The following is a 14412-nucleotide window of genomic DNA, read 5'->3' on the forward strand; positions in this document are numbered from 1 at the left end:
TGACTTGCATACGATGCGTTCGCAGGTTGTGACCTTCAGCGTCAACTGCTTGGCGCGGACGCTGACGGTCTCGGCGCAGGCCTCCCTGCTGGGGGTGCTGCGCAACGACCTCGAACTCAACAGCCCCAAATACGGCTGCGGCCTGGGCGAATGCGGGGCCTGCACCGTGCTGGTGGATGGCGTGGCCGCACGCGCCTGTGTGATCCCGGCCGCCGGTGTGGCCGGCCGCGAGATCACCACGCTGGAAGGGCTCGGTTCCCTGGCGGCGCTGCATCCGGTGCAACAGGCTTTCATTGACGAGCAGGCGGCCCAGTGCGGTTACTGCCTGAGCGGCATGATCATGATGACCACTGCCTTGCTGGCGCGCAAGCCGGATCCGACGGAAGACGAGATACGCCGCGAGTTGTCCGGCAACTTGTGCCGTTGCGGTACCCATCTCGAGATCGTGAACGCGGTGCTGCGTGCGGCAGAACTCACGCGGCAGGCCCGCGCCAAAGACGCCCGGCCATGACGCGCCGCGCCGACACCCCGCTCACACGTGCCGACTTCCATGCGGCCGGCGGCGTGTTGCTGGTCACGCGCGAGCCGCCACCGGCGCCGCCACCTGCGCCCGGCCAGCCCGCACTGGTCAGCGGCAATCCGCTCGAAGGAGTGGAGATATTGCTGGCGGTCTGGGACGACGGCAGTGTCACCGCCCTGAACGGCCATGTGGACCTGGGCACCGGCATCCGCACGGCGCTGGGCCAGATCGTGGCGGAAGAACTTGATGTTTCGCTGGACTGCGTCAACATGGTGCTGGGCGACACCACCCGTGCGCCGAATCAGGGCGCAACCATTGCCAGCGCCTCGATACAGATTCATGCCGTGCCCTTGCGCGCGGCGGCGGCGCAGGCGCGCGCCTGGCTGGTGGACCGGGCCGCCGGTGTGCTGCAGGTGGACAGGGCGCTGCTGACGGTCCGTGATGGCCAGGTGTCGGTGATCGGCAGTGACGGCAGGTCGGTGGCCTACGGCGTGCTGGTGGCGCAGCAGCATGTGGAACTGTCGCTGGTGCTGGATTCGCCGCTGAAATCCCCGGAGGATTACCGCATCGTCGGCACCAGCTCCGCACGGGTCGACATTCCGGCCAAGGCCACCGGTGCGTTGACCTTTGTGCACGACATGCGCGTGCCGGGCATGCTGCATGGCCGTGTGGTGCGGCCCCCATATGCCGGCGCCGACCATGGCGATTTCATCGGCAACACGCTGGAGGCTGTGGACGAGTCGTCGATCGCCCACATCCCGGGCATTCGGGCGGTGGTGGTCATCCGCGATTTCGTTGGTATCGTCGCCGAGCGCGAGGAACACGCCGAGCAGGCCCTGCGCGAGCTGCGCGTCCAGTGGAAGCCCTGGCCGGGGCTGAGCAAGCTCGACGATCTGGAAAACGCCATTCGCGCCAACCCGGCGACGCAGCGCAAGCTGATCAACGAAGGTGATGTGGATGCGGCGATGGCGGGCGCAGCAGAACGCATGCCACGCAACTACGTCTGGCCTTACCAGATGCACGGGTCCATCGGTCCCTCCTGCGCGCTGGCCGACTGGCACGAAACGCGCATGACGGTCTGGGCCGGCAGCCAGAACCCGCACGTGTTGCGCGCCGACCTGTCGCAGCTCATGGGTCTGCCGGATGTCGATATCGACGTGATCCGCATGGAGGCGGCCGGCTGCTACGGCCGCAACTGTGCCGACGATGTGGCGGCCGATGCGGCTTTGCTCTCGCGCGCTGTCGGTGCGCCGGTGCGCGTGCAACTGACCCGCGAACAGGAGCATGCCTGGGAGCCCAAGGGCGCGGCCCAGCTCATGCAGGTCAACGGCGGGCTCAATGCCGACGGATCGGTTGCCGCCTATGACTTCCAGACCTCCTACCCGTCCAACGGCGCACCGACGCTGGCGCTGCTGCTCACGCGCACCGTCGAGCCGGTGGCGCGCGCCTACGAAATGGGCGACCGCAGCGCGCGCCCGCCTTACGACTACGAGAACCTGCGCGTGTCGGTCAACGACATGCCGCCCATGTTGCGCGCCTCCTGGCTGCGCGGCGTGTCGGCCCTGCCCAATTCCTTTGCCCACGAGTCCTACATCGACGAGCTGGCCACGGCGGCCGGCGTCGACCCGGTCGAGTTCCGCCTGCGTTACCTGAGCGAGCCGCGCGCGGCCGAACTGCTGCGCGCCACGGCCGATCGCGCCGGCTGGAAAGTGCATACACAGCCGCAGCAACAGGGCGAAGAGCAAAGCGGGGCCTCGGACATCGTGCACGGCCAGGGCGTGGCGTACGCGCGTTATGTCCACAGCAAATGGCCGGGTTACGGCGCGGCCTGGGCCGCCTGGGTGGCCGACGTCGAGGTCAACCGCAAGACCGGTGAAGTGCAGGTCAGGCGCGTGGTGGTCGGCCATGACGCCGGCACGCTGATCAACCCCGCCGGTGTGCAGCACCAGATCCACGGCAACGTGGTGCAGACCACCAGCCGGGCGCTGGCTGAGCAGGTCACCTTGAACCCGACAACGAACACCGTGGCCAGCCTGGAATGGGGCAGCTACCCCATCCTGAGTTTTCGGGATGTGCCGGTGATCGAGGTGGTGACGATGGCACGGCCGGGCGAGCCGCCGCTGGGCGCGGGGGAGTCGGCCTCGGTGCCGGGCACGGCGGCGATTGCCAATGCGATTTTCGACGCCACCGGCGTGCGCTTTCGCCAGCCGCCGTTCACCGCGGAGGTGGTGCGTGCGGCGCTGCAACCGGCCCCCGACCAGGTGCCGGCCGTGTCGCCCACCCTCGCCGCACCGCTCCCGCTGGCCCGTCCACCGGAAAACGCGCCGTGGCCCCGAAGCCTGGGCCGCTGGTCCCGTACAGGCGCCATGCTGGCTGGCGTGTTCGGCCTGGCCGCGGCTCTGCTGGGCTGGCGGCCGGCGATTGCGCCGGTGTTGTCCAGCGGTTCATCGATCTACACCGCGGCAACGATTGAGCGCGGCCGTCAACTAGCGGCGGCCGGCGATTGCGTGGTGTGCCATACCGCGCCGGGCGGCGTGCCGAACGCCGGCGGCCGGGTCATGGAGACGCCCTTCGGAAAAATATTCACCACCAACCTGACGCCCGATGCGCAGACCGGCATTGGCCTGTGGTCCTTCAGCGCCTTCCAGCGCGCCATGCGTGAAGGCATCTCGCGCGATGGGCACCACCTGTACCCGGCGTTTCCCTATACGGCCTTTGCCAAAACCACCGACGAGGACCTGACCGCGCTGTATGCGTACCTGATGGCCCAGCCGGCCGTGTCTTCGGAGACACCCGCCACGCAGCTCGCGTTCCCCTTCAACGTGCGTCCCCTGATGGCGGCCTGGAATGCGATGTTTCATGACCCGGCGCCTTACCGCGCGGACCCGACACAAACCGTGGAATGGAACCGCGGCGCCTACCTGGTCAACGGCCTGGGCCATTGCGGTGCCTGCCACACGCCGCGCAATGCACTGGGTGCCGAACGCGGCGGCCCGGCCTTTCTGTCCGGTGCGGTGGTCGATGGCTGGGAAGCCCCCGCGCTGACGGCCCTGTCGCGCGCGCCCGTGCCCTGGACTTCCGCCGAGTTGTACCGCTACCTGCGCAACGGGTACAGCCTGCAGCATGGTGCTGCCGCCGGCCCCATGGGTCCTGTGGTCAGGGAGCTCGGCGCCTTGCCCGACGACGATATCCGGGCCATGGCCAGCTACCTGACCTCGTTCAACGCGCCGCTGGCCGAGCCCGAGAGTGCCGAACGCGCCAAGCAGGTGGTTCTGGCGGCGCAGCAGAGCGGCGCGGCGCTGCCCGGCCCCGGCCAGCGCCTGTTCAACGGCGCCTGCGCCTCCTGCCACCACGATGGCGATGGACCGAAGTTGCTGGGTGTCAACACGCCACTGGCCCTGAACAGCAAGCTGCACAGCGAGCGGCCCGACAACTTGATTCGTGTGATTCTGGAAGGCATTCGCGCACCGGCAACGGCAGCGATTGGCTTTATGCCGGCTTTCCAGCACAGCCTGGATGACGACCAGATCGCCACGCTGGCCAGTTACATGCGCAGCCGGTATGCGCCGGATCAGCCGGCCTGGAACGACCTGCCGGCCGCCGTGTCGCGCCTGCGTGCCACGGCGAGACGCCATGACGCTGGGGTCGAAATGCTATCGAATAAATAGCTGGTGGCGCCCGCTGGTAATGGGCCGGGGGCTCTTTTTATATCAGGATTCAGCGTTGTGCGGGGCAACGCTCAGTCCGCTCCCGGTACACCCAACCACTGCGCCAGCACCTCGGCCGTGTGCTCGCCCAGCATGGGCGGCGGCCGCTGGTAAGCCACCGGTGAGCCGGACAGGCGGATCGGGTTGGCCACCAGCGGCACGCTGCCGGCCAGCGTGTGCGGCATGTTGATGTGCAGGCCGCGCGATTGCACCTGCGGGTCGGCAAAGACTTCATCGATGCGGTTGATCGGGCCGCAAGGCACGCCCGCGGCTTCGAGCGCGGTTATCCAGTCGGCCGAAGTCCGCATCACCGTGGCCTGGCGCAGCAGGGGCACCAGCACGGCGCGGTTCGCCACCCTCTGCGCGTTGGTGGAAAAACGTTCGTCGACCGACCACTCGGGGTGGTCCGCGACCTTGCAGAATTTTGCGAACTGCTCGTCGTTGCCCACCGCGAGGATGATGTCGCCATCGGCCGTCGGGAAGTCCTGGTAGGGCACGATGTTCGGATGCGCATTGCCCATGCGGCGCGGCACCAGTCCGCCAGCCAGGTAGTTGGACGCCTGGTTGGCCAGGCAGGCAATCTGCACGTCCAGCAGCGCCAGGTCGATGTGTTGCCCCAGGCCCGACTTCTCGCGTTCGGCCAGGGCGGCCTGCACGGCAATCGTGGCATACAGGCCGGTCATGATGTCGGTCAGCGCCACGCCGACTTTCTGCGGGCCGGCGCCGGGTTCGCCGTCAGGCCGGCCGGTCACACTCATCAGTCCGCCCATGCCCTGGATCAGGAAGTCGTAGCCCGCGCGCGCAGCATACGGACCGGTCTGGCCGAAGCCGGTGATCGAGCAGTAGACGAGGCGCGGATTGGCGGCGCTCAGGCTCGCGTAGTCGAGGCCGTAACGTTTGAGCCCGCCGACCTTGAAGTTTTCCAGCACCACGTCGGCCTGCTGCGCCAGTGCCCGCACCTGCGCCTGGCCTTCCGGCGTGGCGATGTCGATGGCGACGGAGCGCTTGTTGCGGTTGGCGCAGAGAAAGTAGGCAGCCTCGCTGGTGTCGCGGCCCGAGGCATCTTTCAGGTAGGGCGGGCCCCAGGCGCGGGTGTCGTCACCGCCCTGTGGCTTTTCGACTTTCACCACGTCGGCACCCAGGTCGGCGAGCAGTTGCCCGGCCCAGGGGCCGGCGAGCACACGCGACAGATCCAGCACCCGGACGCCGGTCAGCGGCGGCGGGCGAACAGCGGGGCCTGTCATGGCTTCAGGAAAACGCGGCGATGCCGGTGATCGCGCGGCCCAGGATCAGCGCGTGCACGTCGTGGGTGCCTTCGTAGGTGTTGACCACTTCGAGGTTGACCAGATGCCGCGCCACGCCGAACTCGTCGCTGATGCCGTTGCCGCCCAGCATGTCGCGCGCCATGCGGGCAATGTCGAGCGCCTTGCCGCAGGAGTTGCGTTTCATGATGGAGGTGATTTCGACCGCGGCCGTGCCTTCATCCTTCATGCGGCCCAAGCGCAGGCAGCCCTGCAGGCCGAGCGCGATTTCGGTTTCCATATCGGCAAGTTTTTTCTGGATCAACTGGTTGGCGGCCAGCGGGCGGCCGAACTGCTTGCGGTCCAGCGTGTATTGGCGCGCCTTGTGGAAGCAGTCCTCGGCCGCACCCAGCGCGCCCCAGGCGATGCCGTAACGTGCGGAGTTGAGGCAGGTGAACGGACCCTTGAGGCCGCGCACCTCGGGAAAGGCGTTTTCCTCCGGGCAGAAGACTTCGTCCATGACGATTTCGCCGGTGATGGAGGCGCGCAGGCCGACCTTGCCGTGCACGGCCGGGGCGCTCAGGCCTTTCCAGCCTTTTTCGAGCACAAAGCCGCGGATGGAGCCTTCGTCGTCCTTGGCCCAGACCACAAACACGTCGGCGATCGGGCTGTTGGTGATCCACATCTTGGCGCCGGAAAGCTTGTAGCCGCCGTCCACCTTCTTGGCGCGCGTGATCATGCTGCCGGGGTCGGAGCCGTGGTTGGGTTCGGTCAGGCCGAAGCAGCCAATCCATTCGCCGGTGGCCAGTTTTGGCAGGTATTTCTGTTTCGTGGCTTCATTGCCGAACTCGTTGATCGGCACCATCACCAGCGAGGACTGCACACTCATCATGGAGCGGTAGCCGGAGTCGACACGTTCGACCTCGCGCGCGGCCAGGCCGTAACAGACGTAGTTCAGGCCGGCACCGCCGTAGGCTTCGGGAATCGTGCTGCCGAGCAGGCCCAGCGAACCCATCTCGCGAAAAATTGCGATGTCGGTTTTTTCATGGCGGAAGGCTTCCAGCACGCGCGGCGCCAGTTGCTCCTGGCAGTAAGCGGCGGCGGTGTCGCGCACCATGCGTTCGTCGTCGGTCAGCTGCTGGTCGAGCAGCAGGGGGTCGGCCCAGTGGAAGCTGGCTTTGTGGGGGCTGGGGCTCATGGGAATCTCCAAAGGGGGTTTGAGGCCTGTCTGTGTGCATAAATCGCAACTCAGGCGGCCGGGGCAAGGATGACGATGGCTCAAGCATACGCTCAGCCAGCCGCCGGGCGCAACCGATGATTTGGCACGGGTTTGTGCAAAAATGGAACTCCAAGCAAGCCGCCCAGGCAGGAGCCCGCCATGCGACGAAAAATCCCTTCCACCACGGCGCTGGCGCTGTTTGAATCCGCCGCGCGGCACCAGAGTTTTACCCAGGCGGCGCAGGAGCACGCGGTCACCCAGAGCGCGGTGTGCCGCCAGATCGCCGGTCTGGAAGACTTCCTGAGTGTGAAGCTGTTCCGGCGCACCAAACGGGGCGTGCTGCTCACCGAAGCGGGCACCAACTACGCGCGCAACGTCCGCGCCCGGCTGGACGACGTGGAACGCGATACGCTGGCCTTGATGGCCAAGGGCGGCGCCGGCGGGGCGCTGGAGCTCGGCGTGGTGCCGACGTTTGCCGCCAAATGGCTGGTGCCGCGGCTCGGCGATTTCCAGCGCCTGCACCCCGATATCACGGTTCACCTGTCGTCGCGCACCCGGCCCTTCCTGTTTGCCGACACCGCGCTGGACGCGGCGATTTTTGCGGGTGACGCCGGCTGGCCGGGAACCGAATCCTGCTTCCTGATGGACGAACGCCTGGTGGCGGTGGGCAGTCCGGCATTGGTCAAGACGCGGCGCACGCTCAAGGCCGCCGACCTGGCGCACTTGCCGCTGCTACAGATGAGCACGCGGCCCTACGCCTGGCGGCAGTGGTTTGAGTCGCTGGGCCTGCACATCGACAATGACCTGGCCGGCGCGCGCATGGAGCTGTTTTCCATCACCACCGAGGCGGCCATCCACGGGCAGGGCCTGGCGCTGATTCCGCGCTTCCTGATTGAAGAGGACTTGAAGCAGGGCCGGCTGGTGCCGCTGATCGAGCACGAGTTTGTCAGCGACCGGCGTTATTACTTCATCTACCCGGAACAGAAGTCCGACAACCCGGTGCTGAGACTCTTTGGGGCCTGGCTCGATGATCAGGCCACTCGCTACCGGGGTGCGTCGCGGGCCCCAGGCTCCTAGCGCTGGGTGCCGCTGGAGATGCGGCCCTGTTCGCGCCGGTTCTGCGCCTGCTCGCGCAGGGCGCGCTGACCCAGCGACTCCTCGCTTTGGCGTTGCCGCTGGTCATCCTGGCGTGTCAGTTCGCGTTGCTGCCGCCATTGGTCGCGTTGCAACTGCTGCTGTTCGCGCCTGGCCTGCTCCTGGTCGCTCGGGCCGGGGCGCTGGGGCACCCAGGTGCCGTTGCGCTGCGCCTGCTCCCGCAGCGCCCGTTCGCCCAGGCTCTCCTGGCTTTGCCGGATCTGGGCATCCTGCTGGCGCGTCAGCTCACGTTGCCTGCGTTCCTGTTCGCGCTGCAGCTGCCATTGTTCCCACTGCGCCCGCTCGATGGCGCTGTAGTCGGGCGGCGGGCCGTTGCCGGTCCAGGTTTCGGTGCGGGTGGTGACGGTGGGCAGTTGCGCCCAGGCGGGCGCCAGCGCCAGAACCAGCAGGCCAGCGACCAGGCGGGGGTGAGATTTCAGCATGGGTTGCATCAGTGTCTCCATCGGTTGCGCGCTGCGCATTGCAACACCCTACTGTACGCAAAGCGAAAAACAGCGTCGGCCACCCGGACGTCGGCCCGGTCGCTTGCTGCGGCCTCTTCTGCCGAGGCCTGCTTGCGGCCAACCCGGTTTGTGCGTACGTTTTACATGAAAAATACCCTTCCAGCCCTTATTCCACGGGCGCAAGCAGCTATTTAATTGAGAGCAGTTTGCCTCCATGCGCAATGTGCGACGATTGCCCCCATGCAAAATTTCTGGCCTTCCAGCGGCTTCCAACAGCTCCAGATCACCCCACGCGGCTGGCTGGCACCCACCGACGATTACCTGCGCCTGTTCCTGAACCGGCCCGAACTGGCCCTGCTGCCCGAGTCCTGTGCGGCCGAACAGACACTGCATGCAGCCTTGCTGGCCGTCCCGTCGCGGCCGGTGACCGAGGCCGAATTGCAGGCCCTGCAGGACGCCGACGCCCGCGAGAGTTACGGCCTGTTTTTGCGTTTTCGTGATGGGCTGCTGGCGGCCGGCACGCTGGAGGCTTATTACCTCGGCTTGTTTCGCAGCGGCAGCATCAGCATTCCGCCGCTGTTCATCGACCTGCTGGCCCAGGCCATCCTGCGTCAGGTGCTGGACGAAACCACCGACGCCTACGAAGTGCGTGCCGCCGAGATGCTGTTTCGCGTCCAGCGCATCACCACGCAGGACGGCCAGGTGCTGGCCGGCGACCGCGAGGTGCTGGACATGCTCAACGAAACCGGCGGGCTGGGCGACTTCGGGCGTTTTCTGGCAGAAGCCAAGGCACCCTTGCGGGCCATCGACATGCAGGTGCTGACGGATGACAACGCGCCGGATTACTGGCCGGCCAGTGATCGCCACCACTTCCTGCTCGACCTGACCCATGAAATCAGCAACGACCTGAGCCACGGCCTGGTGTTCACCATGACACGCGCCCGCTCGGGCCTGACGGCGCTGGCCCGTGTGCTGGAAAAGTGGGTGCGGCATTTTCTGGGGGTTTCGGTCAGCATCAAACCGCTGCAGAAAATTGACGATGAAGCCTGGCGCTGGCATATCGGCCTGGACGTCGAGGCCACCGCGCTGCTCAACGACCTGTACGAGGGCCGGGAGGTGGCCGCTGAACGTTTGCAGCGCCTGGTCAGCCTGTTCCGGCTGGATTTTGCCGATCCGCAGGAGATGCGCGCCGATGTGGCCGGCAAGCCGGTGTACCTGGGCCTGATGATGAATGCCGGCCAGTCGGTCAAGCTCAAGCCGCAGAATCTGCTGCTGAATCTGCCGCTGAAGGGTGCAATGTAAATTGGTTCCAGCCTGCCGGCTGCCCCTGCGCTGAACCAAACGCGGCGCGGTAGCTTAAAATGCCGGGTTCTGCCAATTTTTAAATCCGGAGTCTTCCATGTCCAAAAAAATCCGCGTCGAAGCCGACATCTGCGCACCCAAGCCCGTTCCCGCCCCCGGCATGACCCGCACGGCCGGCCGCGGTCAAAAGATCAGCCTGGAGCGCGGCAGCTGGACCCGCAGCAAAAAGAACCCCGGCAAGCGCCCGCACAAAGGCGGTTGAGCCCCTGGCCGGCCGGGGCGGCTGAGCGCAAGCTGTCCACCCCCGGGCCTCTGACATCGCGTCGAGGCCGGGTTCTGTCTCCTGTTTTGCCTCATGCGCCCATGGCGACATGGCGGCCCCGCATTCGAAGCCCCTTGCCGGACGGTCCAGCTCTGGTTCTGAAGCCAAACTGGCCTCCCGCCCTTGGTGGCCGGGCGCCGGAAGCTCCTGAATTCATAGTGAATCGCGCCCGCCCTGGCGCAGGCGGGCGGCCGTGAGGCCGAAGCCTACATATTCCGCCGGTACTGCCCACCCACCTCGAACAGCGCGTGGGTGATCTGGCCGAGAGAGCAGACACGTACCGCGTCCATCAGCACCTGAAACACGTTGTCATTGGCAATCACCGCCTGCTGCAGGCGCTTGAGCATGGCCGGGGCTTCCTTGGCATGGCGCCGGTGGAAGTCCTGCAGGCGTGCCAGCTGGCTCTGCTTTTCCTCGTCGGTGGAGCGCGCCAGCTCCAGCTTGTCCTGCACCGCGTCGCCATGCGGGTTGCGGAAGGTGTTGACGCCGATGATGGGTAGCTCGCCCGTGTGTTTGAGCATTTCGTAATGCATGGACTCGTCCTGGATGCGGCCGCGCTGGTAGCCGGTTTCCATCGCGCCCAGCACGCCGCCGCGTTCGGCGATGCGCTCGAACTCGCTGAGCACCGCTTCTTCCAGCAGCTCGGTGAGTTCCTCGATGATGAACGCGCCCTGTGACGGGTTTTCGTTTTTTGCCAGGCCCCACTCGCGGTTGATGATGAGCTGGATCGCCATCGCGCGGCGCACCGACTCTTCGGTGGGCGTGGTGATAGCTTCGTCAAATGCGTTGGTGTGCAGGGAGTTGCAGTTGTCGTAAATCGCAATCAGCGCCTGCAAGGTGGTGCGGATGTCGTTGAACTGGATCTCCTGCGCGTGCAGGCTGCGGCCCGAGGTCTGGATGTGGTACTTGAGCTTCTGGCTGCGCTCGTTGGCACCGTATTTTTCCTTCATCGCCACGGCCCAGATGCGGCGCGCGACGCGGCCCATCACCGTGTATTCCGGGTCCATGCCATTGCTGAAGAAGAAGCTCAGATTCGGCGCGAAGTCGTCGATGTGCATGCCGCGCGCGAGGTAGGCTTCAACAAAAGTGAAGCCGTTCGACAGCGTGAAGGCCAGCTGCGAAATCGGGTTGGCGCCGGCTTCGGCGATGTGGTAACCGCTGATGGAGACGCTGTAGAAGTTGCGCACGCGGTTGTGCACGAAGTACTCGGCGATGTCACCCATCACCTTGAGGCTGAACTCGGTCGAGAAGATGCAGGTGTTCTGGCCCTGGTCTTCTTTCAGGATGTCGGCCTGCACGGTGCCGCGCACGTTTTCCTGCACCCATTCGCGGATTTTTTCGGTTTCGGTGTCCGTCGGTTCGCGGCCGTTGTCGGCCCTGAACTTTTCGAGGTTCTGGTCGATGGCGGTGTTCATGAACATCGCCAGGATGGTGGGCGCCGGGCCGTTGATGGTCATGCTGACCGAGGTGCTGGGGCTGCACAGGTCAAAGCCATCGTACAGCACCTTCATGTCATCGAGCGTGGCAATCGATACGCCACTGTTGCCGACCTTGCCGTAAATGTCGGGCCGCAGGTCGGGGTCGTTGCCGTACAGCGTGACCGAGTCAAAAGCCGTGCTCAGGCGTTTGGCGGCCATGCCCTGGCTCAGCAGCTTGAAACGCGTGTTGGTGCGGAAGGCGTCGCCTTCGCCGGCAAACATGCGGGTTGGGTCTTCGCCCTCGCGCTTGAAGGCAAAGGTGCCGGCGGTGTAGGGGTAGCTGCCGGGCACGTTGTCCAGCATCAGCCACTTGAGGATTTCGCCGTGGTCTTCATACTGCGGCAGCGCCACCTTGCGGATGGTCGTGCCCGAGAGCGACTTGCTGGTCAGCGCGGTGCGGATTTCCTTGTCGCGGATTTTCACCACGTATTCTTCGCCGGCGTAGGCCTGCTGCATGGCGGGCCACTGGGTCAGCAGCTTGCGTGCGGCCGGGTCCTGGACCTGCTCGCGCTGCACCGCGAGGTCGATGGCGGCTTCCGCGGCCCTGGCCTTGTCGGGCTTGCCGACGGTGAGCATGTCGGCGGCGGCACGCAGCTGCTGGATTTCACGCGCCAGCGTGGCCTGTTCCCGGCCGCGTTTTTTGTAGCTGCGCACCGTGTCGGCGATTTCAGCCAGGTAGCGCGTGCGGGCGGCGGGCACCACCGGTGTCTGGTTGGTGCTGTGGCGCACATCGACGATAGGCAGGGCGCCTTCGGACAACTGCAGCCCGAGTCCGGCCAGGCGCGGCTTGAGGGCCTGGTACAACGCGGTGACGCCGTCGTCGTTGAAACGTGCGGCCATGGTGCCGAACACCGGCATCTTGTCGGGCGCGGTGCCCCAGGCTTCCTTGTTGCGCTGCACCTGCTTGGCCACGTCGCGCAGGGCGTCGAGCGAACCCTTGCGGTCGAACTTGTTGATGGCCACAAACTCCGCGAAGTCCAGCATGTCGATTTTTTCCAGCTGGCTGGCGGCGCCGAACTCGGGTGTCATCACATACATGGGCACGTCCACCAGCGGCACGATGGCGGCATCACCCTGGCCGATGCCCGAGGTCTCGACCACGATCAGGTCAAAGCCGGCCACCTTGCAGGCGGCAATCACTTCGGGCAGCGCCTTGCTGATCTCGCTGCCGAATTCGCGCGTGGCCAGGCTGCGCATGAAAACGCGCGGACCCTGCTGCCAGGGGCTGATGGCGTTCATGCGGATGCGGTCACCGAGCAGCGCGCCGCCGCTCTTGCGCCGTGACGGGTCGATGCTGATGACGGCCACACGCAGCTGGTCGTTCTGGTCCAGCCGCAGGCGGCGTATCAGTTCGTCGGTCAGCGACGACTTGCCGGCGCCGCCGGTGCCGGTGATGCCCAGTACCGGTATCTTTTTGATAGCAGCCTGCGCCCGCAGTGTCTCGACCAGCGCCGGATTCGCCTTGTCGTTTTCCAGCGCGGTGATGAGCTGCGCCAGCGCCCGCCAGGCCATCTCGCCGTGGCCTTCGATCGCCTGCAGGTCCGCGGGGGCAAAGCCGGTCAGGTCCTTGTCGCAGCGCATGACCATCTCGCCGATCATCCCGGCCAGGCCCATTTTCTGGCCGTCCTCGGGGCTGTAGATGCGCGAGACGCCGTAGGCATGGAGCTCGCGGATCTCTGGCGGCACAATCACGCCGCCGCCGCCGCCGAACACCTGGATGTGCTCGCCGCCGCGGCTCCTGAGCAGATCGACCATGTACTTGAAGTATTCGACGTGGCCACCCTGGTAGGAGCTGATGGCAATGCCCTGTGCGTCCTCCTGCAGGGCGGCGGTGACGACTTCGTCCACGCTGCGGTTGTGGCCCAGGTGAATCACTTCGGCGCCCATGCCCTGCAGGATGCGCCGCATGATGTTGATGGCGGCATCATGACCGTCAAACAGCGAGGCGGCGGTGACAAAACGGACCTTGTGCGTGGGGCGGTAGCTGGCAAGGGCCTGGTATTCGGCGGACAGGTCGGTCATGGCGGTGCTCTCTGGAGGAGTTGTCTCGTGGCTGGGATGCGGAGGAATTATTCGATCTTCAATCCGGCCAGCGCCGGATCGTCAGGCGGGTAGCACAGGTCCAGCGACTTCAGCTTGTCGCGTACCAGCGTGGCCACCATCAGGTTGCGGTGGGTCTTGGAGTCGGCGGGCACCACGGTCCAGGGCGCCCAGGGCGTGCTGGTGGCCCCCAGCAACGCCTCGTAAGCCTTCTGGTAGTCGGCCCACTGCTTGCGTACCTCCAGGTCACCCATGCTGAATTTCCAGCGCTTGGTCGGGTCATCCACCCGCTCCTGCAGGCGCTGGCCCTGTTCCTCGTAGCTGATGTGCAGCATGAACTTGAGGATCACCGTGCCGGTTTCGGCCAGCAGGCGTTCGAATTCGTTGATGTGGGCGAAACGCTGCGCGGTCTGCTCGGGGCTGATCCAGCCTTTGACCACCGGCACCAGCACGTCTTCGTAGTGGCTGCGGTTGAAAATCATGGTTTCGCCCGCCCCGGGCATCTGGCGGTGGATGCGCCACAGGTAGTCGTGCGCCCGCTCTTCCTCGCTCGGCGCCTTCCAGCCCACGGTGTGCACGCCCAGCGGGCTGGTCCGGCTGAACACCGCGCGAATCGTGCCGTCCTTGCCCGAGGTGTCGGTGCCCTGCAGCAGCACCAGTAGCTTGTAGCGCTTGTCGGCGAAAAACAGGTTCTGCAAACCGTCAAGTTCCATCGCCAGGGCGTCCACGGCGGCCTTGTCCGCCTCCTTGTCCCCACCCGACAAGGGCTTGGCCGAGGCCTTGAGTCCGGACAAGCCGAATGGCCGGCCGCGCCCGGTGGTGGGCGGTTGCCAGGGGGCCAGCAGGGCCGCACGCTTGCTGTTGCCGTTGGACATGGCTGTCTCCGTGTGGGTGATTGACGTTTACGTAAACGTCAATCTTACCGTTTTTCCAGACAAAAGGGCGCCTGCGCGCCCCTTTGCTTCCCGACGGGCGGGCGCTGCCC

At 66.0% G+C, this 14412-nt stretch carries 10 protein-coding genes; 5 read left to right on the top strand and 5 right to left on the bottom strand.

What is annotated here, in order from left to right:
* Positions 1–13 precede the first annotated feature (13 nt).
* Together AAG813_RS11185 and AAG813_RS11190 are read left to right on the top strand one after the other, a co-directional pair.
* Positions 14–511: a (2Fe-2S)-binding protein gene (locus AAG813_RS11185; RefSeq protein ID WP_341914904.1), complete on the top strand. Its 498-nt coding sequence runs from the start codon at positions 14–16 to the stop codon at positions 509–511.
* The gene (locus tag AAG813_RS11190; RefSeq protein ID WP_341914906.1) at positions 508–4188 is read left to right on the top strand and encodes a molybdopterin cofactor-binding domain-containing protein; all 3681 of its coding nucleotides are present in this window, start codon (positions 508–510) and stop codon (positions 4186–4188) included. Before AAG813_RS11185 ends, AAG813_RS11190 begins: the two co-directional genes overlap by 4 nt.
* 71 nt (positions 4189–4259) lie before the next feature.
* On the opposite strand, the gene AAG813_RS11195 is transcribed toward AAG813_RS11190, so the two are convergent.
* Together AAG813_RS11195 and AAG813_RS11200 are read right to left on the bottom strand one after the other, a co-directional pair.
* Positions 4260–5471, bottom strand: coding sequence for a CaiB/BaiF CoA-transferase family protein (locus tag AAG813_RS11195; RefSeq protein WP_341914909.1), 1212 nt, complete (start codon positions 5469–5471; stop codon positions 4260–4262).
* Positions 5472–5475: 4 nt separating this feature from the next.
* Entirely contained in the window at positions 5476–6666 is a 1191-nt protein-coding gene (locus AAG813_RS11200) for an acyl-CoA dehydrogenase (RefSeq protein ID WP_341914911.1), read from the bottom strand.
* 180 nt (positions 6667–6846) lie between these two features.
* Between AAG813_RS11200 and AAG813_RS11205 the strand changes: the two genes are divergently transcribed.
* Positions 6847–7764 carry a LysR substrate-binding domain-containing protein gene (locus AAG813_RS11205; RefSeq protein WP_341914913.1) on the top strand — a complete coding sequence of 306 codons (918 nt, stop codon included), beginning with the start codon at positions 6847–6849 and terminating at the stop codon, positions 7762–7764.
* Here the strand turns inward: AAG813_RS11205 and AAG813_RS11210 are convergent.
* On the bottom strand, positions 7761–8273 hold the full coding sequence (locus tag AAG813_RS11210) for a hypothetical protein (protein WP_341914914.1): 513 nt from the start codon (positions 8271–8273) through the stop codon (positions 7761–7763). The genes AAG813_RS11205 and AAG813_RS11210 overlap by 4 nt on opposite strands.
* A gap of 252 nt (positions 8274–8525) precedes the next feature.
* Here AAG813_RS11210 and AAG813_RS11215 point away from each other — a divergent pair, with 252 nt between their 5' ends.
* Together AAG813_RS11215 and AAG813_RS11220 are read left to right on the top strand one after the other, a co-directional pair.
* On the top strand, positions 8526–9587 hold the full coding sequence (locus AAG813_RS11215; RefSeq protein ID WP_341914916.1) for a DUF6352 family protein: 1062 nt from the start codon (positions 8526–8528) through the stop codon (positions 9585–9587).
* A 97-nt stretch (positions 9588–9684) separates the two neighbouring features.
* Positions 9685–9849, top strand: a complete 165-nt coding sequence (locus AAG813_RS11220; protein WP_170954860.1) for a hypothetical protein — start codon at positions 9685–9687, stop codon at positions 9847–9849.
* A gap of 266 nt (positions 9850–10115) precedes the next feature.
* Here the strand turns inward: AAG813_RS11220 and icmF are convergent, their stop codons facing one another.
* Together icmF and AAG813_RS11230 are read right to left on the bottom strand one after the other, a co-directional pair.
* Positions 10116–13409, bottom strand: coding sequence for a fused isobutyryl-CoA mutase/GTPase IcmF (gene icmF, locus AAG813_RS11225; RefSeq protein ID WP_341914920.1), 3294 nt, complete (start codon positions 13407–13409; stop codon positions 10116–10118).
* A 47-nt stretch (positions 13410–13456) separates the two neighbouring features.
* A complete protein-coding gene (locus tag AAG813_RS11230) occupies positions 13457–14302 on the bottom strand; it encodes a PPK2 family polyphosphate kinase (RefSeq protein WP_341914922.1) in 846 nt (281 codons plus the stop codon).
* Between the last annotated feature and the right edge of the window lie 110 nt (positions 14303–14412).

Source organism: Polaromonas sp. YR568 (assembly GCF_943371715.1).
Classification (GTDB): domain Bacteria; phylum Pseudomonadota; class Gammaproteobacteria; order Burkholderiales; family Burkholderiaceae_C; genus Polaromonas.